Origin of the sequence: Ramlibacter sp. AN1133 (assembly GCF_037890035.1) — a bacterium.
GTDB lineage: Bacteria > Pseudomonadota > Gammaproteobacteria > Burkholderiales > Burkholderiaceae_C > Ramlibacter.
Genome location: NZ_JBBKTQ010000025.1, coordinates 55628 through 80162 on the forward strand (window position 1 = coordinate 55628; position 24535 = coordinate 80162).

Here is a 24535-nt window from a genome sequence, read left to right on the forward strand (position 1 = left end):
CGGAAGGCGGACATCCGGACGCAGAGGACGCGAAGGGTACGCAGAGGACGCAAAAGAAGACAGAAGAAGAGGATTGATGTCTTTTTCGCGTCCTTTGCGTACCCTTTGCGTCCTCTGCGTCCGGCTGTCCGGTTTTCCTGCCGCTGCCAGCCAGCGCGCCCGGAATCGGCCCCAATTGACAAAACACAATGTGAGCGGCTGCTCACCCCTGTAGCCTCCGCTCCCGTACCGGTTTTCACCGGAAAACACGTGGAACACATGGACAAATCCTCTGCGACTGAACTGGCCCGCGCCGCCGGCCTGAATCTCTGGACCTTCCGGGGCCGCCCGCTGCTGCCGGTCGTCCAGGGCGGTATGGGCGTCGGCATCTCGGCGGGGCAGCTCGCCGGCACGGTCGCATCGTTCGATGCCGTCGGCACCATCTCCTCCGTCGACCTGCGCCGCCTGCACCCCGACCTGATGGAAGCGACCGGCGAACTCACCGGCCCCGAAGCCAAGGCGCAGATCGATGCGGCCAACAAGGAAGGCCTGCACCGCGAAATCAAGCGCGCGCGCGAACTCGCGCGCGGGCGCGGCCTGATCGCCGTGAACGTGATGCGGGCGCTGGACCAGTACGAAACCTATGTGCGGCAGGCGCTGGAAAGCGGCGCCGACGCCCTGGTGGTGGGCGCGGGCCTGCCGCTGGACCTGCCGGACCTGGCCAAGGACTTCCCCAAGGCGACGCTGGTCCCCATCCTGTCGGACGCCCGCGGCGTGCAGCTGCTGGTGCGCAAGTGGGAGAAGAAGGGGCGCCTGCCGGACGCGATCGTGATCGAGCATCCGCGCCTGGCCGGCGGCCACCTGGGCGCCGCCCGGGTGAGCGACCTGAAGGACGGGCGCTTCGAATTCGACGTGGTGCTGCCCGAAGTCCGCGAATTCTTCAGGAAGAGCGGCTACGAGAAGGAGATTCCCCTCATCGCCGCCGGCGGCATCTCCTGCCGCGAGGACATCAAGCGCCTGCAGGGCCTGGGCGCCGCCGCGGTGCAACTCGGCACCGCCTTTGCCGTCACCTGCGAAAGCGATGCCAGCCTGGCCTTCAAGCAGGTGCTGGCCGGCGCGAAGCCCGAGGACCTGGTCGAGTTCACCAGCGTGGCCGGCCTGCCCGCGCGCGCCGTGCGCACGCCCTGGCTCGACAAGTACCTGCGCATCCAGGAACGCATGCAGAAGGCCGCGCACCAGAAGCCCCACTGCACGATGTGGTTCGACTGCCTGGCCCAGTGCGGCCTGCGCGACGGCAATGCCAACTGGGGCCAGTTCTGCATCGACAAGGTGCTTGGCTACGCGCTCGCCGGGGACGTTCGCAAAGGGCTATTCTTCCGGGGCGCGGGCAAGCTGCCCTTCGGCACGCAGATCCGCCCGGTCCAGGACCTGCTGAACCACCTGGTCGGCAACCTGGTCCCTCCCACCACCCTCGCCGTGAACAACGCCGAACTCCAGGAAGCATGAAGCGCGATCCCGCACCCTACGAAGTCCCCGCATTGCCCCCGCAACCCATCAGCGTCGATGTGGTGCGGGAGAAGTACCTGAAAGAAGGCGAAACCAGCGAAACCGACCTGCTCAAGCGCGTGGCGAAGGCGCTGGCCAGCGTCGAGGCCGAGCCCCTGCGCGCGCAATGGGAGCAGCGCTTCTTCGAGAACATGCAGGCCGGTGCGATCGGCGCCGGCCGCATCATGAGCGCCGCCGGCACCGACCTGCAGGCCACCCTGATCAACTGCTTCGTGCAGCCCGTGGGCGACGCCATCCAGGGCGTGGACGACGAAGGCAACCCCGGCATCTACGAAGCGCTGCGCGAAGCGGCGGAGACGATGCGCCGCGGCGGCGGCGTGGGCTACGACTTCTCGCGCATCCGCCCGCGCGGTGCCGAGGTCAAGGGCACCGGCTCGCTCGCCTCCGGCCCCTGCAGCTACATGGACGTGTTCGACCACTCGTGCTCCACGGTGGAAAGCGCGGGCGCGCGGCGCGGCGCGCAGATGGGCGTGATGCGCATCGACCATCCGGACGTGCTGGAGTTCATCACCGCCAAGCGCACCCCGGGCCGCTGGAACAACTTCAACGTCTCGGTGGCCGTCACCGACGAATTCATCCGCACGCTGCAGGCCGGCGGCGACTGGCCGCTGGTGCACAAGGCCAGGCCGGGCGCCGGCCTGGTCGCCGCGGGCGCGCACCTGCGCTCCGACGGCCTGTGGGTCTACAAGAGCGTGCCCGCGCAGCAGCTGTGGGACACGGTCATGCGCTCAGCCTACGACTTCGCCGAGCCGGGCATCCTGTTCGTCGACACCATCAACCGCGAGAACAACCTGCGGTACGCGGAGAAGATTTCCGCGACGAACCCCTGCGTGACCGCCGACACGCGGCTGGCCACGCAGTTCGGCCTGATCCCGATCGGCGAGCTGTACGCCAGTGGCGTGGCGCTCGAAGCGACCGTCGACCAGCGCACGCTGGGAGCGGACGCCCACGGCGTCGTCACCCGTAGCGCGAAGCCGGCCTTCAAGACCGCCGGACGGGCCCCGGTGTTCCGCGTGCGCACGGAGGACGGCTACGAAATCAGGGCCACGGAGTGGCACGATTTCTACACGGGTCGCGGAAAGATCAAGCTGCGCGACCTCGTGGTCGGCGACGAACTGCTGATCCAGTCCGGCAAGGGCCAGTTCGGCAAGGAGGGCAGCCAGGACCTGGGCCTCCTGCTGGGCCTGATGACGGGCGACGGGCATTTCACCAACCGTGGCAAGGGCAACGAGGCGGCGGTCGTCGACCTCTGGGGCGAGGAACGGGTGCTTGCCGACCATGTCGGCAGCTTCGTCAATTCCCTGATTGCCTCGACGACGGGTCGCAGCTACCAGGCGCTGCCGGTCGAGGTGCCGCAGCGCAACCGCGTCTTCATCCGGTCGGTGCTGCTCGCGCGTGTGCTCGCCCAGTACGGGTTCACCCGGCAGACCAAGCTGAAGGTCCCGGAGGTCGTCTGGCGCGGCAGCGAGGCCTGCGTGCGGGGCTATCTTCTTGGCCTGTTCCAGACGGACGGTACGGTCAACGTCTCCCCGGCGAGCCAGAGCTGCTCGGTGCGCCTGGCCTCGAGCCACGAGGGTCTGCTCAAGGACGTGCAGTTGCTCCTGTCCAACTTCGGCGTCTTCTGCCGTATCCGCAGGAGGCGCGAAGCCGGCGAGCGCATCTTGCCGGACGGTCGTGGCGGCCAGCGCAGCTACCACTGCACGGAGAACTACGAACTGATCATCGACGGGGAGTCGCGCGAGCGCTTCATGAGCGAGGTGGGCTTCCTGCTGCCCGCCAAGAACGGGAAGTACGCGGCATGGCTCGAGGGCAAGGCGCTGCTCAAGTCGCAGCGCTTCACATCCCGGATTGCCTCGATCGAGGCGGCCGGCGAAGAGCCGGTGTTCGACACGACGCAGCCTGATCACAACTCGGTGATCTTCAACGGCCTGGTGACGGGGCAATGCGGTGAGCAGCCTCTTCCCGCCTACGGCTGCTGCGACCTCGGCCCGATCATCCTGACGAAGTTCGTGCGCCATGCCTTCGGCTTCGGCGGGTCGCCGAGCTTCGACTTCCAGGGCTTCACCAAGGCCGTGGCCACGCAGGTGCGCGCGCTCGACAACGTGCTGGACCTGACCTTCTGGCCGCTCGAGCAGCAGCGCGCCGAAGCGCAGGCCAAGCGCCGCATCGGCGTCGGCTTCACCGGCCTGGGCAACGCCCTGGCCATGCTGCGCCTGCGCTATGACGCCCCCGAAGGCCGCGACATGGCCGCGCGCATCGGCCGTGCCATGCGTGACGCCGCCTATGCGGCCTCGGTGGAACTGGCCAGGGAGAAGGGCCCGTTCCCCCTGTTCGAGGCCGAGCCCTACCTCGAGGCCGGCACCTTCGCCAGCCGCCTCGACGAGCCGCTGAAGGCCGAGATCCGCAAGCACGGCATCCGCAACAGCCACCTGCTGTCGATCGCGCCCACCGGCACCGTGAGCCTCGCGTTCGCCGACAACGCCTCCAACGGCATCGAGCCGCCCTTCTCGTGGACCTACCACCGCAAGAAGCGCGAGGGCGACGGCCGCACCACCGAATACACGGTGGAAGACCACGCCTGGCGCGTGTTCCGCTCGCTGGGCGGCGACACCACGCACCTGCCGCCCTACTTCGTCTCCGCCCTGGAAATGCCGGCGGCCGACCACCTGGCGATGATGGAGGCGGTGCAGCCCTTCGTCGACACGGCGATCTCCAAGACGGTCAACGTGCCGGCGGAATACCCCTACGAGGATTTCCAGGGCCTGTACCTGGAAGCCTGGCGCGCCGGCCTCAAGGGCCTGGCCACCTACCGGCCGAACGACATCCTGGGCTCGGTGCTCTCGACCACGCCGGAGAAGAAGGCGGAGCAGGAGCAGGCCACCATCGCCAAGGCGGACCCGATGCGCGCCGTGATCGCGCGGCGGCCCAACGGCCAGCTCTCCGCCGTGGCGGAGAAGGTCGAATACTGGACGCAGCAGGGCCGGCAGACGCTCTACATCGTCGTGTCCTTCCTGCCGCTGGAAGACGGCCGCGAGCGCGCGATCGAGTTCTTCATGCCCGTGGGCCAGAGCGGCGAGTCGCAGCAGTGGATCACCTCCAGCTTCCGCCTGCTGTCGCTGGCGGCGCGCGGGGGCTTCCTGGACCGCGCGCTCACCGACATGCGCAAGGTGGCGTGGGACCGCGGCCCGGTGCGCCTGGGCACCTACGCGAAGGCGGACGGCACCTCGGTGCCGATGTGGCACGACTCCGAAGTGGCGGCGATCGCCTACGCGGTGCAGAACATCATCGCCCGCCGCAACGGCGAGCCGGTGGCTGCGCTGGCCACGCCGCCGGCCCCGCCGGTGATCTCGGCCGCGCCCTCCACCATGGCCGGCGCCAAGTGCCCCGAGTGCGGCGCGCACGCCATGATCCGCAAGGACGGCTGCGACTTCTGCACCTCCTGCGGCCACGTGGGAGCGTGCGGGTGAGCTCCACGCCGGATGCGGCGCTGGCGGGCGAATGGACCGCGGCGCTCATCCACGGCCGGCGCACGGTGCTGCCGGCCGGCCTGGCCGAGCCCGGGCCGGATGCCGAGCAGTTGCGCTCCATCCTGCTGGCCGCCTCCGCCGCGCCGGACCACCATGACCTGGTGCCCTGGCGCTTCGTGATCATTCCCGCCGGCGCCCGGCCCGCGCTGGCGCAGGCTTTCGAGGCGGCGCTGCGCGAGCGCGACCGCGATGCCACGCCCGAGCAGTTCGCCAAGGCGCGCGAAAAGGCGTTCCGCTCGCCGCTGCTGCTGCTGGCCGTCGCGCGCCTGCGCGACGAGGATGCGGAGATCCCGCCCAACCAGCGGCTGGTCTCGGCAGGCTGCGCGATCCAGAACATGCTGCTCATGGCCACGGCGCTGGGCTTCGGCTCGGCGCTCACCAGCGGCAAGGCGCTGGACTCGCGCGTGTTCCGCGAACTCTTCGCCATCGGGGCCGACGAGGAAGCCCTGTGCTTCATCAGCGTCGGCACCATCGAGGGCCCCCGCCGCAACCGCGTGCGCGCCACGCCGGAGCGCTACGTCAGCGAGCTGAAGGCATGACGCAGCCGATCTCCCTGCGCTCGCTCACGCCCACGCCGGCGGCCGGTTTCGAGCAGCCGTTCGAGATGCTGGAGGCCTGCCACGAGCGCGTGCACCGCATGCTCACGCTGCTCGCGCGCCTGCGCGCCCACCTGCGCGAGCACGGCGCCGACGTGCAGGCACAGCAGGCGGCGCGCGACGTGATGCGCTACTTCGACCAGGCGGCGCCGCAGCACCACCTGGACGAGGAACTGCACGTGTTCCCGCCGCTGCTCGCCCAGGGCGATGCGCGCATCGTGCCGGTCGTGCAGCGCCTGCAGCAGGACCACCTGCAGATGGAATCGCGCTGGCAGGCCGCGCGCGAAGTGCTGGTGCTGATAGCGCAAGCGCAGGTGCAGCACCTGTCGGCCGGGGACGAAGCGTGCCTGGACGCCTTCGCCGGCGGCTACGACGACCACATCCGCGCGGAGGAAGAGATCGCCTACCCCGCCGCGCAGGCCCTGCTGGACGAGCCCGCGCGCACGGCGATGAGCAAGGACATGATGCACCGCCGCGGGGCGGGATAGCCCCACGGATTCCTGCCCCGCCGCTACACTGCCCCAGCCTTCGCGAACGGGGTCCCATGGAAACAGTGTTCGGCATCGAAACGGTCCTGCTGTCCCGGATCCAGTTCGCCTTCACCATCGGCTTCCACATCGTCTTCCCGGCGTTCTCGATCGGGCTGTCGGCCTATATCGCGACGCTCGAAGTGATCTGGCTGAAGACGGGCCAGCCGCACTTCCACACGCTGGCGCGCTTCTGGACCAAGATCTTCGCCGTGTCCTTCGCCATGGGCGTGGTCTCCGGCATCGTCATGGAGTACCAGCTCGGCACCAACTGGAGCCGCTTCGGCCAGGTGGTGGGCAACACCCTGGCACCGCTGTTCGCCTATGAAGTGCTGACGGCCTTCTTCCTCGAAGCGAGCTTCCTGGGCGTGATGCTGTTCGGCTGGAACCGCTTCCCGCCGTGGCTGCACACGATGGCGTCGGTGTTCGTGGCGCTGGGCACCGCGCTCTCCGGCTTCTGGATCCTGGCCGCCAACAGCTGGATGCACACGCCCGCGGGCTTCGAGCTGCGCGATGGCATCACGTATCCCGTGAGCTGGCTGCACGTGATCTTCAACCCGAGCTTCCCGTACCGCTTCGTGCACATGATGGTCGCCACCTACATCACGGTCTCGATGGTCGTGGCGGCGACCGGCGCGCGCTACCTGTTCGCCGGCCGCTACCCGCGCGAGGCGATGACGATGCTGCGCATGGGGCTGGGCATGCTGGCGCTGCTGGCGCCGCTGCAGGCACTGGTCGGCGACCTGCACGGCCTGAACACGCTGGAGCACCAGCCGGCCAAGGTGGCGGCGATCGAGGCGCACTGGGAGGACACGGGCCCCGCGGACCTGGTGCTGTTCGCCTGGCCCGACATGCAGGGCGAACGCAACCGCTTCGAGATCGCCGTGCCGCACCTGGGCAGCCTGATCCTCACCCACGAGTGGAACGGGCGCTTCAAGGGCCTGCGCGAGTTCCCGCGCGACCAGCGGCCACCGGTGGCGCCGGTGTTCTTCGCCTTCCGTGTGATGGTCGGGCTGGGCCTGTTCATGATCGCGGTCGGCTGGTTCGGCATGTGGCTGCTGTGGCGCGGGCGGATCGAGGGCCAGCGCTGGTTCCTGCGGCTGCTGCGCATCTGCTGGCCGGTGGGCTTCGCGGCACTGCTGGCGGGCTGGGTCGTGACGGAGGTGGGGCGCCAGCCCTGGATCGTCCACGGCATCCTGCGCACCGCCGATGCCTCCTCCCCCGTCGGTGCGGTGGAGGTGTTCATCTCGCTGGCGCTGTTCGTGCTGGTGTACTTCGTGGTCTTCTCGATCGGCATCTGGTACATCAACCGCATGATCGGCAAGGGGCCCGAAGCCCAGGGGCCGGGGCCGGAAACGCTGCCCAACCGGCCGCTGGCCGGGGCCAGGCCGGACGGCGGCGAGGCGGTGCCTTCATGAACGGCGTGGCCGACGTCCTGCCCGTCATCCTGGCGCTGCTGCTCGGGATGTCGGTGGTGCTCTACGTCGTGCTCGACGGCTTCGACCTGGGCATCGGCATGCTGTTCTTCTTCTATCCGGGCGAGGACGACCGCGACCTGATCATGAACTCGGTGGCGCCCTTCTGGGACGGCAACGAGACCTGGCTGGTGCTCGGCGGCGTCACGCTGTGGGCGGCCTTTCCCAAGGCCTTCGCGATCATCCTGCCGGCGATGTACATCCCGGTGATGGTGCTGCTGCTGGCGCTGATCTTCCGGGGCGTGGCCTTCGAGTTCCGCTGGGTGGCCAAGCCGCGCCACCGGGCCTGGGACTGGTCCTTCGCCGTCGGCTCCACGCTCGGCGCCTTCGCGCAGGGGCTGGTGCTGGGCGGCGTGGTGCAGGGCATCCCGGTGCGCAACGGCGAGTTCACGGGGCAGGCGCTGTCGTGGCTGTCGCCCTTCAGCGTGATGTGCGGGCTGGCGGTGGTGACGGGCTACACGCTCCTGGGCGCGACCTGGCTGATGCTCAAGACCAGCGGGCCGGTGGAGGAGCGCGCGCGCAAGCTCGGCGTGCCGCTGCTGGCCGCGCTGCTCGCGTTCATCGTCGCCGTGAGCATCTGGACGCCGCTCATGTCGCCGCGCATCGCCGAGCGCTGGTTCGGCGTGCCCAACATCTTCTTCCTGGCGCAGGTGCCGGTGGCGACGCTGCTGTTCGCCTGGCTGTGCTGGCGCGGCATCCGCCGCGGGCAGGCCATCCTGCCGTTCGTGATGGCGGTGGGGATCTTCCTGCTGGCGTTCTTCGGGCTGGTGATCTCCAGCATCCCCTACATCGTCCCGCCGTCGCTGACGATCTGGGAAGCGGCGGCGTATCCGGGCTCGCAGATGTTCTACCTGATCGGGGCGGCGATCCTGATCCCGATGATCCTGGCGTACACGGTGCTGGTGTTCTGGTTGTTCCGCGGCAAGCTCAAGCCCGGGGAGGGCTACCACTAGTCGCTGCGAAGCGCTGGGGTTCGCGCCTGCGGCGCTCACCTCCAGCCTACCGGATGCGCACCGGCGCCACCAGTTGCTCCGGCGTGGTGAAGTAGTCCGCCCACTTCCCCCGCTGGTCGCCCGCCCGCCGCAGCTCGCCGCGCGCGATGGTGCGCAGGTGCACCTCGTCGGGCCCGTCCATGATGCGCAGCGCGCGCCCCCACGTGAACAGCCACGCGAGCGGCGTGTCCGGCGACAGCCCCATCGCGCCGAACACCTGGATCGCGCGGTCCACCACGCGCATCTGCAGCCGCGCGGCGGCCACCTTGATCGCCGCGATCTGCTCGCGCAGGTCGGGCGGCGGCTGCGGCTGGTCCAGCGCCCACGCCGTGCGCAGCACCAGCAGGCGCGCCATGTCGATCTCGATGCGCGAATCGGCCAGCCACTCCTGCACGTTGGCCTGCTGCGCCACCGGCTTGCCGAACGCGCGCCGCTCCAGCGCGCGGTCGCAGGCCAGGGCCAACGCCAGCTCGCACTGGCCGATGGTGCGCATGCAGTGGTGCACGCGCCCCGGCCCCAGGCGAGCCTGCGCCAGCGCGAAACCCTCGCCCCACGCGCCGAGCAGGTTGGCCTCGGGCACGCGCACCTGGCGGAACACGATCTCGCAATGCCCTTCCGAGGCGGCATGCTGCAGGATCGGGATGTTGCGCACGACCTCCACGCCGGGCGTGTCCGCCGGCATCAGCACCAGCGAATGCGCGCGGTGGCGCTCGCCCTCGGCCGCGTCGGCATTGCGGCAGACGACGATCAGCAGCTTGCAGTCCGGGTGCGCCACGCCGGTGACGAACCACTTGCGGCCGCTCACGACCAGCTCCTGCCCCTCGCGCCGCACCTCCGTCTGCAGGTTGGTCGGGTCGGAGGAGGCGACGTCGGGCTCCGACATCGCGAAGGCGGACCGGATCTCGCCGGCGAGCATTGGCTGCAGCCAGCGCGCGCGCTGCGCCGGGCTCGCGTGCTGCAGCAGCAGTTCCATGTTGCCGCTGTCCGGCGCATTGCAGTTGAAGACCTCCGCCGCCCAGGGAAGGCGCCCCATCGCTTCGGCGAGCGGCGCGTAATCGAGGTGCGGCAGGGCCGTGCCGGGCGCATCCGCCGGCAGTGCGGGCAGGCACAGGTTCCACAGGCCCTCCTCGCGCGCCAGAGCGCGCAGGTCGGCCACGAACTCGGGCTGCTGCCCGCGCGACGCGGCAGCGTGCCAGGCGGCGTTGTACGGCAGCAGGAAGCGGTCGAGGAAGGTCTCCAGCCGCGCGAGCCATTCGCGGGCGCGCGGCGAGGGCTCGAAATCCATCGTGGCCAGCAGGGAGGATGGTGACCGCCCCATCTTGGTGGCGCGCGTCCTCATGCATACTGATTTGCATCAAGCGCCGGCCATCGTTTTGCCGCCGCCGCCTGGCGCACCTGACACGGGGTGCCCCGGGGCGGGAGGACAATCGGCGCGTCCCCCCGACCAGACAAGAAGGAGCGGTTCCCCGCGAGCATGCCGTGCGCCTGCTGTCCGACTCCGACCTCCTGTACCCCCTCGCGCTGGTGGTGCTGGCCCTTGCCGCGGCCGGCGTGCTGTGGCGGCTGCGCTGGCGCCGCGCGCGCAGGCTCGCCCGCCGCCGCGCGGCCGGCTACCAGCTGATCGACGCCCTGAAGGCCTACACCACCTGGATCGACTGGCACCGCGACGAACCGCTGCTGCACCAGAACCCCGACGAAGCCGGCATCCCCGCAGCGCTGGCGCAGGCAGTGCAGATCAAGGACGAACACTTCCCCGAACTCTCCGGCCTGATGCTGCAGCTGCTGCAGACGCACCGCGAGCTGATGCAGTACCTGTGGGAGGAGAACATCCTGCGCATGACGCACGCCGCGCCGCTGCGGCCGCACTACGCGGACCCGCGCTACCACAACGTGCGCGACCGGCAGGACGCCGCGCTCGACAGCCTGTTCCTGCGCTGCCGCCAGCTGATCGGGGATTCGGGCTCGGACTGGCAGCGCACCCGCAGCGACTTCAGCTTCTCGAGCGGCGGGATGGGGATGCCCTCGCACCCGTCGGCCTGATCACAGCCAGGGCAGGCCTTCCAGCGCTTGCGCACGCTCGTCGTCGGTCATGGCCTGGCCATCTTCCACGCCCGCGACCGCGGGCGCGCTCAGCAGGTGGGTGCCGTCCCAGTGCAGGCTCCGGTCCGGCGTGAGCAGGACCCAGTGGCTGTCCGGCTCGGCCCGGGCCAGCCAGGCGCCGACCGTCTCGCACACGTAGTGCGTCGGCTCGTACCAGGCGACCTGCACCGGCTCGCCGCGGACCATGAGCGGCCGGAATGCGATGCGCGCCTTCATCTTCTGGATGTCGCGCCGCACCGCCTGCGCCATCTGCCGCAGGCGCGAGAGGTCCGCATCGGCGAAATCGTTCTTGAGGTCGGGCTCGTACACCAGCCGCCACAGCGCCCGGTACAGCAGGTCGAAGCGCCCGGGGTCGCGGTGCAGCACCACGAGTTCGCTCAGCCGGATGAAGGACTGAGGAATGATGGCCCGCGCCGCGCGATTGCGGATCGCGGCGCGCCCGACGGCGAGGTCCTCCTCTTCCACCGCGTGCGCCGGCGCCGGGCACCACTGCACGGTCTCGGGCGGCACCTGCTGTGCCAGCAGGCGCGTCGCCTCGCTGTGAAAGCTGGAGACGTCCACCTGGTGGGACAGCTGAACCTGCACGAGGGACATCCAATTCCTGAAGGGCGTCCTCATTGTGCGCCGCGGCGGTCACACGCGGGGCGCACTTGTTGCATTTTTCTACGCGGGCCGCGGGAACCATCGGCCGCGTCGAAGCACCACGGGCTCAGGTCGCCGGCAGGAAGCCCTCGACGGACAGGTAGCGCTCGCCGGTGTCGTAGTTGAAGCACAGCACGGTGGCGCCCGCGGGGATCTCCTTGAGCTTCTGCGCCACCGCGGCCAGGGAGGCGCCGGAGGAGATGCCGACCAGGATGCCCTCTTCGCGCGCGCAGCGGCGCGCCATCTCGCGCGCCGGTTCCGCGTCCACCTGGATCACGCCGTCGAGCAGAGAGGTGTCCATGATCGCCGGGATGAAGCCGGCGCCTATGCCCTGGATCGGGTGCGGCGCGGGCTGGCCGCCGGAGAGCACGGGCGAGGCGACCGGCTCCACCGCGAAGACCTTGAGCTTGGGCCACTTCTGCTTGAGCACCTTGGCGCAGGCGGTGATGTGGCCGCCGGTGCCCACGCCGGTGATCAGGTAGTCCACGCCCTGGGGGAAGTCCTCCGCGATCTCGCGCGCGGTGGTGCGCTCGTGCACCTCCACGTTGGCGGGGTTCTCGAACTGCTGCGGAATCCACGCGTCGGGCGTCTGGGCCGCGAGCTCCTGCGCGCGCGCGATGGCGCCCTTCATGCCCTTCTCGCGCGGCGTGAGGTCGAACCTGGCGCCATAGGCCAGCATCAGCCGCCGTCGCTCCACGGACATGCTGTCCGGCATCACCAGCACCAGCGGATAGCCCTTCACCGCCGCGACCATCGCCAGCCCGATGCCGGTGTTGCCCGAGGTCGGCTCGATGATCGTGCCGCCGGGCTTGAGCTTGCCGCTCTTCTCCGCGTCTTCGACCATCGACAGCGCGATGCGGTCCTTGATCGAGCCGCCCGGATTGGCGCGCTCGGACTTCACCCACACGCTGTGCGTGTTGCCGAACAGGCGGTTGATCTTGATATGCGGCGTGCGGCCGATGGTGTCGAGGATGCTGTTCGCCTTCATGGGATTCTCCTTGCCCGTGGAGCAGCGATTGTGGCGCAATCGCCGGCAGCGAGCGGTGCGCGAGCGGCATCGCGCCGCCTGCCGCCGCGATCCCGCCCTAGGCGAACAGCGTCTTGTGCTCGTCGCGCAGCAGGTTCTTCTGCACCTTGCCCATGGTGTTGCGCGGGAGTTCGCCCACCACGAAGCAGCGCTTGGGGATCTTGAAGTTGGCCAGCTGCGACTTGAGCGTGGCGACGACCTGCTCGCCATCCACCTGCGCGCCGGGCTTGGGCACCACCAGTGCGACGCCCACTTCGCCGAAGTCCGGATGCGGCACGCCGACGACGGCGCTCTCGGCCACGCCGGGCATGTCGTTGATGTAGCCCTCGATCTCCGCGGGGTAGACGTTGTAGCCGCCGCTGATGATCAGGTCCTTGCTGCGGCCGACGATGGTGACGTAGCGCAGCTCGTCGATCTTGCCGACGTCGCCGGTGCGGAACCAGCCGTCCTCGGTGAATTCCTCCTTGGTCTTCTCGGGCATGCGCCAGTAGCCCTTGAACACGTTGGGCCCCTTGACCTGGATGCCGCCGATCTCGCCGGCGGGCACTTCCTTGCCCTGCTCGTCGCGCACGCGCACGCTCACGCCCGGCAGCGGGAAGCCTACGGTGCCGCCGCGGCGCTCGCCCTCGGCCTCGTGGTAGGGATTGGAGGTGAGCATGATGGTTTCGCTCATGCCGTAGCGCTCCAGGATCGTGTGCCCGGTGCGCTCCCTCCAGGCGCTGAAGGTCTCCAGCAGCAGCGGCGCGGAGCCGGAGATGAAGAGGCGCATGTTGCGGCAGGCCGGCTGCGTCAGCGTGGGTTCGGCCAGCATGCGCACGTACAGCGTGGGCACGCCCATGAACACGGTGGCATCGCGGAAGCGCTCGATCACCTTCCTCGGATCGAACTTCGCGAACCAGAGGATCTTGCTCCCATTGAGCAGCGCGCCGTGCAGCGCGACGAACAGGCCGTGCACGTGGAAGATCGGCAGCGCGTGGATCAGGACGTCGCCTTCCTTCCAGCCCCAGTAGTCCTTCAGCACTTCGGCGTTCGACAGCAGGTTGCCGTGCGTGAGCATCGCGCCCTTGCTGCGGCCGGTGGTGCCGCTGGTGTAGAGGATCGCGGCCAGGTCGTCGTCGGTCTTGCGCACCGGAGCCTGCTGGTCGGACTGCTGCGCCGCGCGTTCCAGCAGCGAGCCGTTGCGCTCGTCGCCCAGCGTGAAGACGTGCTTCGTGCCGGCCTGGAAGGCGATCTTGCTGATCCAGCCGAAGTTGGCCGGCGTGCACACCACCACCTCGGGTTCGGCGTTGCCGACGAAGTATTCGATCTCCGCCTTCTGGTAGGCGGTGTTCAACGGCAGGAACACGTAGCCGGCGCGCAGCGTCGCCAGGTACAGCATCATGGCCTCCACCGACTTCTCCACCTGCACGGCGATGCGGGCGCCCTCCTGCAGCCCCAGCGAGGCGAGCAGGTTGGCGATCATCGCGGTGCCGCGCTCCATGTCGCGCCAGCTGTAGTGCAGGCCGGAGTCCGTCTCCACGGCGATGGCGTCGAGGTCTTGCGGGAAGGCAGCGCGCAGCGCCGCGAACAGGTTGCGGTTTTCCATTTCGCTTGGTCGGTCGGGGTCAGAAGCGGGGCGGTCGTTTTTCGAGGAAGGCCGAGATGCCCTCGCGGTGCTCGGCGCTGGTGGCGTAATCGTACGCCCTCGCCAGGACGTCCTGCGGCAGCGGGGCGTCCGGTGCGTGGGCGGCGAGCCGCCGCAGCAGTTTCTTGTTCATGCGCGCAGCCTGGGGCGCCAGCTGCGCGACGCGCTGGGCGCTGGCTTCGACTTCCAGCGCGAGCTCCTCGTTGGCGACGACGCGCTGCAGGAAGCCGCGCGCCTTCATCTCGCGCGCATCGAGCTGCACGCCTTCGAACAGCATCTCGCGCAGGGTGGATTCGCCGGCGCGCGCAGCCACCAGCTGCAGCTCGCGCGGCGCCATCGGAAAGCCCAGGCGGCCGATCGGCGCGCCGAAGCGCGCACCGGTGCCGGCGATGCGGATGTCGCAGCAGCAGGCGATCTCGATGCCCGCGCCCATGCAGGCGCCCTCGATCTGCGCGATGACGGGAACGTCGCAGGCGAGCATCGCGGCCAGGCCGCCCCACACTTCGTCCTCGTGGAAGCGGCGCAGGCTTTCGGGATCGAAGCGGAAGGACGGGTATTCGGCGATGTCGCCGCCGGCGCAGAAGCCGCCGTTGACGCCGCTGACGATCACGCAGCGCAGCTGCGCATCGGACTGGACCTGCAGGAAGCATTCGCGCAGCTCGCGCCACATCGCGCGCGACATGGCGTCGAGCTTGCCGGGGTGCGACAGCGTCAGGCGCGCGATGGGCCCCTGCGTCGCCAGCCGCACCTGCCCTGCCATCGTCAGCCTCCGCCGAGCCGCGTCGAGGGGGCCGACATCAGTCCGCCTTGACGTTGGCGGCTTTCACCACCTGGGCCCAGCGCTTGACCTCGCTGTCGATGAAGGCGGCGAACTGCTGCTGCGAGAGGTTCGGGAACTCGGCGCCCTGGCCGGCCCACACCGCCTTGAGGGTGTCCGACTGCACGGCCTTGCGCACTTCCTCGTGCATGCGCTGCTGCGCTTCGGCGGGCGTGCCCTTGGGCGCCCAGATGCCGTACCACGTGGTGACGGTGTAATCCGGCAGGCCCACCTCGGAGGCGGCCGGCACGTCCGGGAAGACCGGCACGCGCTTGTTGCCGGCCACCATCAGGGCCTTGATGCGGCCGCCCTTGATGTGCGCGGCCGAGGAGCCCAGGCCGTCGAACATCAGGTCCGCGCTGCCGGTGATCAGGTCCTGCAGGGCGGGGCCCGCGCCGCGGTAGGGGATGTGCGTGATGAAGGTCTTCGTCTGCAGCTTGAACAGCTCGCCCGCGAGGTGGTGCGAGGTGCCGTTGCCGGCGGAGGCGTAGTTGTACTTGCCGGGGTTGGCCTTCATCAGCGCCAGGAATTCCTTGAAGTCCCGGGCGGGAATGCGCTGCGGATTCACCACCACCACCTGCGGCACGCGCGCCACCAGCGAGATCGGGATCAGGTCCTTCTGCAGGTCGTACTCGAGCCGCGGATAGATCGAGGGCGCGATCGTGTGGTGCACGGCGCCCATGAAGAAGTTGTAGCCGTCCGGTGCCGCGCGCGAGGCGAGCGTGGCGCCGACGGTGCCGCCCGCGCCGCCCTTGTTGTCGATCACGAGCTGCTGCTTCGTCTGCTGCGCGAACTGCGCAGCGAGCGGGCGCGCGAACGCGTCGGTGCCTCCGCCGGCGGGGAAGGGAACGATCATCTGCACCGGCTTGGCGGGCCAGTTGCCTTGGGCATGGAGGGAAGGCAGGGCGCCCACGGTGCTGGCGGCAGCGGCCGCGCGCAGGACATCGCGCCGGGTAAGGCGTGGGGAATGCATGTTGTTGTCTCCTGTGAAAAGCTGCGTGCGACCCCCATTGCGGCGGGTCGCACGCGGCCTCAACGATACAGGTCTTCGATGGCACCTGCTATCGGGATTTCTCCCTGCGACAACAGCGTGCGGTGCTTGTCGAGCCGTCTCACGTCGTACAGGTAATTGACCATGAGGCCGAAAGATTGCTTCACGCCCTTGGGCGAAGGATCGCCGGCCCAGTTCAGGCGCTCCACGCGCGCACCGTTGCCCAGGTGGAAGCGCGCGACGGGATCGACCGGCTTGCCGTCCTGCAGTTCCTTGCCCAGGTAACGCGCGGCCCAGGACAGGAGTTCCTGGCGCTCGGGCGACTTCGGCCCGAGTTCGAGCGGCTTGTCCCACGTGGCGAGCTTTTCGGCGGGGACCTGCCTGGCGAGCCACGAACGCAAGCCCGGGATCGGCGACAGCGTGCAGAAGGTCCTGAGCTTCGGGAACTCCTCCTTGAGCGTCTCCACCACGCGCTTGATCAGCGAGTCGCCGAAGCTCACGCCGCGCAGGCCCGTCTGGCAGTTGCTGATCGAGTAGAAGATCGCGGTGGTGGCCCGCGTGAGATCGGACGCCGCGGCCGTTTCGTCCAGCAGCGGCGTGATGCAGTCGGAGATGCTGTCGGTGAGCGCGACCTCCACGAAGATCAGCGGATCGCCATCGAGCTTCGGATGGAAGAAGCCGTAGCAGCGGCGGTCGCTGTCCAGGCGGTTCTTCAGGTCGGCCCAGCTGCGGATGTCGTGCACCGCTTCGTACTTGATCAGTTTCTCGATCAGCGACGCGGGCGAATCCCAGGACAGGCGCCGCAGCTCGAGGAAGGCGACGTCGAACCAGGTGGAGAACAGCGTTTCGAGTTCGGCGTCGAGCGGCAGCAGGCGCTTGTCCGACTTCAGCTGCGGCAGCAGTTCGGCGCGCAGGTCGACCAGGAAGCGCATGCCTTCGGGAAAGACGGCGAAGCGCTGCATCAGGCGCGCGCGCGGCGAGAGCAACGCGCGGCGCAGGCGGATCTCGGCGGCGCCCTCCTCCGGCGTGCCCTGCGCGGCTTCGTAGTGTTCGCGCGCGGCCCCGATCTTCTTCGGGTCCGGGCCGAAGTGCTCGCTCATGAGGAGCCAGGCGTCGCGCCGCTCCTCCGCGCTCGCGGTCTTGTACCAGGCGGCGAAGGCCTTGGCGCGCCGGCCGCCCTCGACCTCGCTGGCGCGCGGATCGACGATGGCCTGCAGTTCGGCCAGCGTGCGGCGCAGCACCCGCGGCGACAGCGCCTCCTGACCGCGGCGCAGCGTGGCGCCCAGGCGCTCGCGCGTGCTGCGGCCGCCCGGCCAGGCCTGCGTCGCCAGGGTCGGGGAAGATGCCCCAGGTTTGGGCTCGCGCACGGCGCCTCCGGCGGCCACCTTGCGCTCGAATCCGGGCCGCCAGAGCGACACGCCGCGGGAGATCCAGTCGACAGGGCTCATGGGACCGCCTTCACTGCGATGTTGGTGAATCCGGGCGATGCAACGCTCATGCCAGCCTCCGGGGCTGGGCGCGCGCCAGCTCGCGCAGCGCCCCGCGCTGGCGTTGCAGGTGGGTGCGCATCGCGGCCTCGGCGCCCTCGGCGTCGCGCGCCTTCAGGGCGGCGAACACGGCCAGGTGCTCGGCGAGGCTCTGGTCCAGGCGGCCCGGCGCGTGCAGCTGCTGCAGGCGCGCGAGCTTGACGATCTTGCGCAGGTCGCCGATCACGCCGGCCAGCCAGCGGTTGCGGGCCAGGGCGATGATCGTTTCGTGGATCGCGAAGTTGGTCTCGTAGTACTCGTTGATCCGCCTGGCCCTGGCGTGGCGGGCCAGCTTCTGGTGCAGCTCCTCCAGGGCCTGGAGGTCGCCGTCGGTGGCGTGCTGGGCGGCCTCGAAGGCGCAGCGGCCCTCCAGCAGCGCGATCACGGGGAAGATCTCGTCGAGGTCCTGCTCGGTGACCTCGTTGACGAAGCAGCCGCGGCGCGGTTCGTGCCGCACCAGGCCTTCGGCGGTGAGCACCTTGAGCGCCTCGCGCAGCGGCGTGCGCGAGATGCTCATCTCCTGTGCGAGCCGCACTTCGTCGAGGAACATGCCCGGCACCAGTTCACCGGCGAAGATGCGTTCGCGCAGCTGCCCCGCGACTTCGTCGTGCAGGGAGTTGTGGACCAGGCGCATGGGTGGGCTCGCGATAATTTCGTGTAATTACCGATAATTATGGACCTTCGCCGGCGTCGGCGGGGCCGGGTCCATGTAAAGAAAAACCCTTGCGGCGGGGCCGCAACGGTGGCCCGCCCGCGCGCGGCGGGCGGTCGTCCGACAAGGGTGCGGGAACTCCGCTGGCTGGCGGCCGGGGGCGGGCGCATGGGTGCGCCGCCACCCCTCGCTTCAACGCGCCGCGGGGCGACCGCCGGCAGGCGGGTGGCCGGCGGCGTCGGTTCGGGTTTCGGCCCAGACCCAGATCAGCACGCCGGCGAAGATCATGGGGATGCAAAGCCACTGCCCCATGCTCATCTTCATGGCCAGGATGCCCAGGTGCGCGTCGGGCTCACGGAAGTACTCCGCGGTGAAGCGCGCGACGCCGTAGCCCACCAGGAACATGGCGGACACCTGCGCCTCCTTGCGCTGCTTGCGCGCGTAGAGCCAGAGCAGCACGAACAGGATCACGCCTTCGAGCAGCAGCTCGTAGATCTGGGACGGATGGCGCGGGAGGTTGGTGCCGCTCTGGGGGAAGATCATGGCCCACGGCAGCGCCGGGTCGGCGGGTCGGCCCCACAGCTCGCCGTTGATGAAATTGCCGATGCGCCCGGCCCCCAGGCCGGGGGGCACGCAGGGCGCGACGAAGTCCATCAGCTGCCAGAACGGCTTGTGGCGGCTGTGCGCGAACCAGACCTGCGAGGCGATCACGCCGATCAGGCCGCCGTGGAAGCTCATGCCGCCCTGCCACACGTACAGGATCTGCAGCGGGTTGGCCAGGTAGAACCCGGGCTTGTAGAACAGGCAGTAGCCGAGGCGCCCGCCGATCACCACCCCCAGCACGCCGACGAACAGCATGTCCTCGATGTCCTTGCGCGACCAGGCGCCGGGGCCCTGGATGGAGCGGAAGGGTTCGTGCTTGAGGCGCTGGTTGGCCAGCAGCATGAACAGCCCGAAGGCGAGCAGGTACGTCAGCCCGTACCAGTGGATGGCCAGCGGGCCGATCTGCAACGCGACCGGATCGATCTTCGGATGGGTGAGCATGGGCGGGTATTTTGGCGCACGCGAGGGGGGTGGTGGCCGAACGAAGGCAGGACAGCCGGACGCAGAGGACGCAAAGGGTACGCAGAGGACGCAAAAAAGACATTTTCAAATGGATGTTCCTTTGCGTCCTCTGCGTACCCTTCGCGTCCTCTGCGTCCGGTATCGGGTTCTTCAGCGGCCTCAGGCACCCGCCCGCACGCACTCCACGAAGCGCTCCAGCACCGGCGACATGGTGGACCACACCAGTGTCGTTTCGCAGGAGGGCACGCTCGCGCCCTGCTTGCCCGCGAGCTGCCGGTAGAGGACGCCGCTGCGCTGGAACTGGCGCACGCTGTCGGGCACCCACGCCAGGCCCAGGCCGGCCGCGACCAGGTTGACGATGGTCTGCATCTGGATCGCTTCCTGCGCGATGCGCGGCTCGCGGCCGCTGGCGTGGTACATGCCGAAGATCGCGTCGTGCAGCGAGGGCACGATGCGGCGCGGGAAGATCACCAGCGGCTCGTCCAGCACGGCCCGCAGCGACACGCGCGCGGCCCGCGCCAGCGGATGCGCCTCCGGGACGGCCAGCACCAGCGGCTCGCGGGCGACGCGCAGGTGCGCGAGGCCCGCCGGCGCGAAGTCCGGCGAGTGCAGCACGAAGCCGGCATCGATCTCGCCGCGCGCGAAGGCCTCCAGCTGCACGTCTCCCGTGGCCTCGATCAGCTCCATCTGCACCTGCGGGTGCCGGGCGCGGAAGGCGCGCAGCCATTGCGGCAGCAGCGCGAAACCGACGGTCGACACGAAGCCGATGCGCAGCCGCCCCAGCTCGCCGCCGGCGGCGGCCCTGGCCTGCGCGGGCAGCCCCTGGGCCCGCGCCAGCAGCTCGCGCACCGGCGGCAGCAGCGCCTCGCCGGCCGGCGTGAGGCGCACGCTGCGCTTGGTGCGCTCGAACAGCCGCGCGCCCAGCAGGCGTTCGAGCTGGGCGATGCCCTGCGTCAGCGGCGGCTGCGTCATGTGCAGGCTGCGCGCCGCGCGGCCGAAATGCAGCGCCTCGGCGACGGCCAGGAACTGGCGCCACAGGCGCAGCTCGATCAGCGGTTCACTCATACGCCGCACATATTAATCGCCGCTCGAAAATGGATTGGAAGCAATCACAGCACCGGCGCATACTCCGGGCCTTCCCCCGCATCGACGGACACACAGCCATGGACCAGAAGACCATCCAGCTGCGCCTGCGCAGCGACAACATCACGCAGGGCAAGTCGCGCGCCCCGAACCGCTCCATGTACTACGGCATGGGCTACAAGGAGACCGATTTCGGCAAGCCCATGGTCGGCGTGGCCAACGGCCACAGCACCATCACGCCGTGCAACAGCGGCCTGCAGAAGCTGGCCGACGCCGCCGTGCAGGGCATAGCGGAAGCCGGCGGCAACCCGCAGATCTTCGGCACGCCCACCATCAGCGACGGCATGGCGATGGGCACCGAGGGCATGAAGTACTCGCTGGTGTCGCGCGAGGTCATCGCCGACTGCATCGAGACCTGCGTGCAGGGCCAGTGGATGGACGGCGTGCTGGTGGTGGGCGGCTGCGACAAGAACATGCCGGGCGGCATGATGGGCATGCTGCGCGCCAACGTGCCTTCCATCTACGTCTACGGCGGCACCATCCTGCCCGGCAAGTGGAAGGGCCAGGACCTGAACATCGTCAGCGTGTTCGAGGCCGTGGGCCAGAACGCCGCCGGCAAGATCAGCGACCAGGAGCTCAAGGACATCGAGCAGCACGCCATCCCCGGCACCGGCTCCTGCGGCGGCATGTACACCGCCAACACGATGTCGTCGGCCTTCGAGGCGATGGGCATGTCCCTGCCCTATTCCTCCACGATGGCCAACCCGCACGACGAGAAGCAGAACTCGGCGAAGGAATCGGCCAAGGTGCTGATGGAGGCGATCAGGAAGGACCTGAAGCCGCGCGACATCGTCACGCGCAAGGCGATCGAGAACGCCGTGGCGGTGATCATGGCCACGGGCGGCTCCACCAACGCGGTGCTGCACTTCCTGGCGATCGCGCATGCCGCCGAAGTGGAATGGACCATCGACGACTTCGAGCGCGTGCGCCGCAAGACGCCGGTGATCTGCGACCTCAAGCCCTCGGGCAAGTACCTCGCGGTGGACCTGCACGAGGCGGGCGGCATCCCGCAGGTGATGAAGCTGCTGCTGAACGCCGGCCTGCTGCACGGCGACTGCATGACGATCACCGGCAAGACCATCGCCGAGACGCTGGCCGACATCCCGGACGAGCCGCCGGCGGGCCAGGACGTCATTCGCACGATCGCCAACCCGATGTACAAGCAGGGCCACCTGGCCATCCTGAAGGGCAACCTGTCGCCGGAGGGCGCGGTCGCCAAGATCACGGGCCTGAAGAACCCGGTGATCACCGGGCCGGCGCGCGTCTTCGACGACGAGCAGTCGGCGCTGCAGGCGATCCTGGACGGCAGGATCCAGGCGGGCGACGTGATGGTGCTGCGCTATCTCGGCCCGAAGGGCGGCCCGGGCATGCCGGAGATGCTCGCGCCCACCGGGGCCCTGATCGGTGCCGGCCTGGGCGAGAGCGTGGGCCTGATCACCGACGGGCGTTTTTCCGGCGGCACCTGGGGCATGGTGGTGGGCCACGTCGCGCCCGAAGCGGCCGCCGGCGGCACGATCGCCTTCGTCCATGAAGGCGACTCGATCACCATCGACGCGCACCAGCTGCAGCTGCAGCTGAACGTGCCCGACGCGGAGATCGCCAGGCGCCGCGCCAGCTGGCAGCAGCCGGCGCCCCGCTACACGCGCGGCGTGCAGGCGAAGTTCGCGTTCAACGCGTCGAGCGCGAGCAAGGGCGCGGTGCTGGACCACTTCTAAAGCGGACAGCCGGACGCAGAGGACGCGAAGGGTACGCAGAGGACGCAAAAGAAAACCTTTTAAAGTTTTCTTTGTCTCTTTTGCGCCCTCTGCGTACCCTTCGCGTCCTCTGCGTCCGGAAGTTCGGAAGTCCGGAAGTTCGGAAGTCCGGTTTTCCGGCTGTCCCGCAGTTTGTCGTCCCTGTCCTACGAGACGGGAACAGCGCGCTGCCTAGCATGGGGGTTTCGAAGGGGAGAACGACATGAACACCCTTTCCCTCTGGCGCGGCACGGCGGCTCCCACCGGCTATGCGATGTTGAGCGGCGACGTCACCTGCGACGTGCTGATCGTCGGCGGCGGCATCACCGGCGTGACCCTGGCGGACCTGCTCGCCGAACAGAAGACGGCCAACCCGCCCAAGGTCGTCCTGCTCGAGGCCGACGCGATCGGCACCGGCACCACCGGCAATTCGACCGGCAACCTGTACGAGACGCTCTCCAGCGGCCTGCGCGAGATCCACGCGAAGTGGGGCGCCGAGGTGGCGCGGCAGGTCGCCGACGAGCGGCGCACCGCCGTGAACTTCATCGAGGAGCGCTGCCGCCTGCTGCCGGACGTGGGCTTTCGCCGCTGCGACCTGGTGGAATGGGCGGACCGCGCGCACAACGACGCGATCCGCAAGGAGATCGAGGCTCTCACCGCCGCCGGCTGCGCGGTGGACCGCGGCACCACCATCCCCGCGCCGCTGCCGCCCGCGGAAGGCGACGTGCTGGTGCTGCGCAACCAGGCGCAGTTCCAGCCCCAGGCCTACGTGGTGGCGCTGGCGGCTCGCGCCGCGCAGGCCGGCGCGTCCATCCACGAACACTCGCGCGTGCTGGAGATCGACCACAAGGCCAGGCGCGCGGTCACGGCCGCGGGCAGCGTGACGGCCCGGGAGATCGTGATGGCGACGCACACCCCCAAGGGCGTGCACCTGGTGCACACCGAGATGCCGGTGCACCGCGAGTACGCCATCGCCTTCGAGTGGGCGCCCGATGGGCCGCCCGGCCCGGGCACCTTCTGGTGGAAGGCCGCCGAGCACCTGTCGATCCGCACGCTGCAGGCCGGCGGCCGGCACTACCTGGTGTGCGCCGGGCAGGAGCACAAGGTCGGCATCCACAACGCGACGGCCGGCATGATCGCCCTGGAAAACCTGGCCAGGAAGTACTTCGGCGATCGCCCCGTCACGCATCGCTGGTCGGCGCAGAACTACCGCGGCGCCGACGCCCTGCCCTACATCGGGCGCAACCACTCCGACTGCTTCATCGCCACCGGTTTCGCCACCGACGGACTGACCTGGGGCACGGTGGCCGCGCGGCTGATCGCGGCGGAGCTGCTCGGGCACAAGTCCGCCTTCGCGGACCTCGTCAAGCCGGGGCGGCTGTCACCCGTCAAGGGCGGCAAGAACATCCTGCAGGAGAATGCGCTGGTGGTGACGCAGCTGGTGAAGGACTACCTCACGCAGCGGCAGAACGAGAAGCTCTCGGAGCTGAAGGCGGGCGACAGCGCGATCGTCGATGCCGAGGGCGAGACCGTCGCAGCGTACCGGGCGCCCGACGGCGAGCTGTTCGCCGTCTCCCCCGTCTGTACGCACGTGGGCTGCAAGGTGCACTGGAACAGCGTGGAGACGAGCTGGGACTGCCCCTGCCACGGCAGCCGGTTCCGCCCCGACGGGACGGTGATCGAAGGCCCGGCGCTCGCTCCGCTCAAGCGCAAGCACACGCCCGACCTGGCGGGTGGCGGCTCCGCGCCGGCCTGACCGGCACCGGCCCGATCAACGGCGGCCGGATTTCCTGGTGCCGAGCCCGAGCTGCTCGCGCTGCTTGTCGATGCGCGCCTTCTTGCGCGCGTCCTCGCGCTGGACGGCCTTCTTCTTGGTGTAGCCGGACCAGTCGGCCCAGGTCCACCAGGCCACGGCCAGGGCAAAGGGTGCCAGCACCACCCACCAGGCCCAGGCGGCCACAGGGCCCACCTCCAGGTACTTCATGAGCAGCAGGATGATGCCCAACCCCAGGAACAGCATGGCGCCCTCCTCCATTCGTGCCAAAAACTCGACGCCCGGCGGGGTCAACGCCGATCCGTACAATACCGTTGAAGGAATGTAACTCAAGCGAGAGGACTCTCTATGAAACGTGCCCTGTTTGCGCTGGCTGCCCTGGCCGCCGTCTCCGTGCCGGCGCTGGCCGACCAGGCGCTGGCAACCGCCAAGAACTGCATGGCCTGCCATGCGATCGACAAGAAGCTGGTGGGTCCCGCCTACAAGGACGTGGCCATCAAGTACTCCGGCCAGAAGGACGCCGTGGACAAGCTGGCTGCCAAGATCATGAAGGGCGGCGCCGGTGTCTGGGGCCCCGTCCCCATGCCCGCCAACGCGCAGGTCAACGAAGCCGAAGCGAAGAAGCTGGCTGCGTGGGTGTTGACGCAGAAGTAAAGCGTCCGCGCGCATGCGAAAGCCCGCCGGTCGGCGGGCTTTTTCATTGCTCTTGCTCCCTCCCCCTCCGGGGGAGGGGTGGGGTGGGGGCACTCCCCGCGCCACAGTGAAGAAGAGGCGCCGAA

At 69.4% G+C, this 24535-nt stretch carries 21 protein-coding genes; 10 read left to right on the plus strand and 11 right to left on the minus strand.

Annotated features, from left to right (window positions below; all coding sequences use genetic code 11):
• Positions 1 to 258: 258 nt before the first annotated feature.
• Genes WG923_RS25070 through cydB form a run of 6 tightly spaced genes read left to right on the plus strand, consistent with a single transcriptional unit; the run spans position 259 to position 8623 of the window.
• A complete protein-coding gene (locus WG923_RS25070; protein ID WP_340353742.1) occupies positions 259 to 1485 on the plus strand; it encodes an NAD(P)H-dependent flavin oxidoreductase in 1227 nt (408 codons plus the stop codon).
• Entirely contained in the window at positions 1482 to 5012 is a 3531-nt protein-coding gene (locus tag WG923_RS25075; protein ID WP_340353743.1) for an LAGLIDADG family homing endonuclease, read from the plus strand. The genes WG923_RS25070 and WG923_RS25075 overlap by 4 nt, the downstream gene beginning before the upstream one ends.
• Positions 5009 to 5611 carry a nitroreductase family protein gene (locus WG923_RS25080; RefSeq protein WP_340353744.1) on the plus strand — a complete coding sequence of 201 codons (603 nt, stop codon included), beginning with the start codon at positions 5009 to 5011 and terminating at the stop codon, positions 5609 to 5611. Before WG923_RS25075 ends, WG923_RS25080 begins: the two co-directional genes overlap by 4 nt.
• On the plus strand, positions 5608 to 6156 hold the full coding sequence (locus WG923_RS25085) for a hemerythrin domain-containing protein (RefSeq protein ID WP_340353745.1): 549 nt from the start codon (positions 5608 to 5610) through the stop codon (positions 6154 to 6156). Before WG923_RS25080 ends, WG923_RS25085 begins: the two co-directional genes overlap by 4 nt.
• A gap of 56 nt (positions 6157 to 6212) precedes the next feature.
• Positions 6213 to 7613, plus strand: a complete 1401-nt coding sequence (locus WG923_RS25090; protein WP_340353746.1) for a cytochrome ubiquinol oxidase subunit I — start codon at positions 6213 to 6215, stop codon at positions 7611 to 7613.
• Positions 7610 to 8623, plus strand: a complete 1014-nt coding sequence (cydB, locus tag WG923_RS25095) for a cytochrome d ubiquinol oxidase subunit II (protein WP_340353747.1) — start codon at positions 7610 to 7612, stop codon at positions 8621 to 8623. Before WG923_RS25090 ends, cydB begins: the two co-directional genes overlap by 4 nt.
• Positions 8624 to 8669: 46 nt before the next feature.
• Here the strand turns inward: cydB and WG923_RS25100 are convergent, their stop codons facing one another.
• Positions 8670 to 9947 (minus strand): acyl-CoA dehydrogenase family protein, encoded by a 1278-nt coding sequence (locus WG923_RS25100; RefSeq protein ID WP_340353763.1) that lies wholly within the window; start codon positions 9945 to 9947, stop codon positions 8670 to 8672.
• Positions 9948 to 10141: 194 nt separating this feature from the next.
• On the opposite strand from WG923_RS25100, the gene WG923_RS25105 reads away from it, so the two are divergent.
• Positions 10142 to 10702: a hypothetical protein gene (locus WG923_RS25105; protein ID WP_340353748.1), complete on the plus strand. Its 561-nt coding sequence runs from the start codon at positions 10142 to 10144 to the stop codon at positions 10700 to 10702.
• Here the strand turns inward: WG923_RS25105 and WG923_RS25110 are convergent, their stop codons facing one another.
• From WG923_RS25110 to WG923_RS25150, 9 genes are all read right to left on the minus strand, one after another.
• Complete coding sequence (locus WG923_RS25110) at positions 10703 to 11347, minus strand: DUF4130 domain-containing protein (RefSeq protein ID WP_340353749.1); 645 nt, start codon at positions 11345 to 11347, stop codon at positions 10703 to 10705.
• Positions 11348 to 11471: 124 nt separating this feature from the next.
• On the minus strand, positions 11472 to 12392 hold the full coding sequence (gene cysK, locus WG923_RS25115; RefSeq protein ID WP_340353750.1) for a cysteine synthase A: 921 nt from the start codon (positions 12390 to 12392) through the stop codon (positions 11472 to 11474).
• 97 nt (positions 12393 to 12489) lie between these two features.
• Positions 12490 to 14016 carry a malonate--CoA ligase gene (locus WG923_RS25120; RefSeq protein WP_340353751.1) on the minus strand — a complete coding sequence of 509 codons (1527 nt, stop codon included), beginning with the start codon at positions 14014 to 14016 and terminating at the stop codon, positions 12490 to 12492.
• Between the two features lie 19 nt (positions 14017 to 14035).
• The gene (locus tag WG923_RS25125) at positions 14036 to 14815 is read right to left on the minus strand and encodes an enoyl-CoA hydratase/isomerase family protein (protein WP_340353752.1); all 780 of its coding nucleotides are present in this window, start codon (positions 14813 to 14815) and stop codon (positions 14036 to 14038) included.
• A 37-nt stretch (positions 14816 to 14852) separates the two neighbouring features.
• The gene (locus WG923_RS25130) at positions 14853 to 15845 is read right to left on the minus strand and encodes a Bug family tripartite tricarboxylate transporter substrate binding protein (RefSeq protein ID WP_340353753.1); all 993 of its coding nucleotides are present in this window, start codon (positions 15843 to 15845) and stop codon (positions 14853 to 14855) included.
• Between the two features lie 59 nt (positions 15846 to 15904).
• Entirely contained in the window at positions 15905 to 17311 is a 1407-nt protein-coding gene (locus WG923_RS25135) for a malonyl-CoA decarboxylase (RefSeq protein WP_340353754.1), read from the minus strand.
• Positions 17312 to 17357: 46 nt separating this feature from the next.
• Positions 17358 to 18023, minus strand: coding sequence for a GntR family transcriptional regulator (locus tag WG923_RS25140; RefSeq protein WP_340353755.1), 666 nt, complete (start codon positions 18021 to 18023; stop codon positions 17358 to 17360).
• Between the two features lie 210 nt (positions 18024 to 18233).
• Positions 18234 to 19085 (minus strand): prolipoprotein diacylglyceryl transferase, encoded by an 852-nt coding sequence (gene lgt, locus WG923_RS25145; RefSeq protein WP_340353756.1) that lies wholly within the window; start codon positions 19083 to 19085, stop codon positions 18234 to 18236.
• Positions 19086 to 19265: 180 nt separating this feature from the next.
• Positions 19266 to 20171, minus strand: a complete 906-nt coding sequence (locus WG923_RS25150) for a LysR family transcriptional regulator (RefSeq protein WP_340353757.1) — start codon at positions 20169 to 20171, stop codon at positions 19266 to 19268.
• Between the two features lie 98 nt (positions 20172 to 20269).
• Here WG923_RS25150 and ilvD point away from each other — a divergent pair, with 98 nt between their 5' ends.
• Together ilvD and WG923_RS25160 are read left to right on the plus strand one after the other, a co-directional pair.
• A complete protein-coding gene (gene ilvD / locus WG923_RS25155) occupies positions 20270 to 21964 on the plus strand; it encodes a dihydroxy-acid dehydratase (RefSeq protein WP_340353758.1) in 1695 nt (564 codons plus the stop codon).
• Positions 21965 to 22205: 241 nt separating this feature from the next.
• Positions 22206 to 23738 (plus strand): FAD-dependent oxidoreductase, encoded by a 1533-nt coding sequence (locus WG923_RS25160; protein ID WP_340353759.1) that lies wholly within the window; start codon positions 22206 to 22208, stop codon positions 23736 to 23738.
• Positions 23739 to 23753: 15 nt separating this feature from the next.
• Here the strand turns inward: WG923_RS25160 and WG923_RS25165 are convergent, their stop codons facing one another.
• Positions 23754 to 24002, minus strand: coding sequence for a TIGR04438 family Trp-rich protein (locus WG923_RS25165; RefSeq protein ID WP_340353760.1), 249 nt, complete (start codon positions 24000 to 24002; stop codon positions 23754 to 23756).
• Between the two features lie 102 nt (positions 24003 to 24104).
• Here WG923_RS25165 and WG923_RS25170 point away from each other — a divergent pair, with 102 nt between their 5' ends.
• Entirely contained in the window at positions 24105 to 24410 is a 306-nt protein-coding gene (locus WG923_RS25170; RefSeq protein ID WP_340353761.1) for a c-type cytochrome, read from the plus strand.
• The last annotated feature ends 125 nt before the right edge of the window (positions 24411 to 24535 follow it).

Bases quoted from the DNA above. Each gene is read 5' to 3' on its own strand.
- WG923_RS25070 (WP_340353742.1), top strand. From the start codon at position 259: ATGGACAAATCCTCTGCGACTGAACTGGCCCGCGCCGCCGGCCTGAAT.
- WG923_RS25075 (WP_340353743.1), top strand. From the start codon at position 1,482: ATGAAGCGCGATCCCGCACCCTACGAAGTCCCCGCATTGCCCCCGCAA.
- WG923_RS25085 (WP_340353745.1), top strand. From the start codon at position 5,608: ATGACGCAGCCGATCTCCCTGCGCTCGCTCACGCCCACGCCGGCGGCC.
- WG923_RS25090 (WP_340353746.1), top strand. From the start codon at position 6,213: ATGGAAACAGTGTTCGGCATCGAAACGGTCCTGCTGTCCCGGATCCAG.
- cydB (WP_340353747.1), top strand. From the start codon at position 7,610: ATGAACGGCGTGGCCGACGTCCTGCCCGTCATCCTGGCGCTGCTGCTC.
- WG923_RS25100 (WP_340353763.1), bottom strand. From the start codon at position 9,947: ATGGATTTCGAGCCCTCGCCGCGCGCCCGCGAATGGCTCGCGCGGCTG.
- cysK (WP_340353750.1), bottom strand. From the start codon at position 12,392: ATGAAGGCGAACAGCATCCTCGACACCATCGGCCGCACGCCGCATATC.
- WG923_RS25120 (WP_340353751.1), bottom strand. From the start codon at position 14,016: ATGGAAAACCGCAACCTGTTCGCGGCGCTGCGCGCTGCCTTCCCGCAA.
- WG923_RS25125 (WP_340353752.1), bottom strand. From the start codon at position 14,815: ATGGCAGGGCAGGTGCGGCTGGCGACGCAGGGGCCCATCGCGCGCCTG.
- WG923_RS25130 (WP_340353753.1), bottom strand. From the start codon at position 15,845: ATGCATTCCCCACGCCTTACCCGGCGCGATGTCCTGCGCGCGGCCGCT.
- WG923_RS25135 (WP_340353754.1), bottom strand. From the start codon at position 17,311: ATGAGCCCTGTCGACTGGATCTCCCGCGGCGTGTCGCTCTGGCGGCCC.
- WG923_RS25140 (WP_340353755.1), bottom strand. From the start codon at position 18,023: ATGCGCCTGGTCCACAACTCCCTGCACGACGAAGTCGCGGGGCAGCTG.
- lgt (WP_340353756.1), bottom strand. From the start codon at position 19,085: ATGCTCACCCATCCGAAGATCGATCCGGTCGCGTTGCAGATCGGCCCG.
- WG923_RS25150 (WP_340353757.1), bottom strand. From the start codon at position 20,171: ATGAGTGAACCGCTGATCGAGCTGCGCCTGTGGCGCCAGTTCCTGGCC.
- ilvD (WP_340353758.1), top strand. From the start codon at position 20,270: ATGGACCAGAAGACCATCCAGCTGCGCCTGCGCAGCGACAACATCACG.
- WG923_RS25160 (WP_340353759.1), top strand. From the start codon at position 22,206: ATGAACACCCTTTCCCTCTGGCGCGGCACGGCGGCTCCCACCGGCTAT.
- WG923_RS25165 (WP_340353760.1), bottom strand. From the start codon at position 24,002: ATGCTGTTCCTGGGGTTGGGCATCATCCTGCTGCTCATGAAGTACCTG.
- WG923_RS25170 (WP_340353761.1), top strand. From the start codon at position 24,105: ATGAAACGTGCCCTGTTTGCGCTGGCTGCCCTGGCCGCCGTCTCCGTG.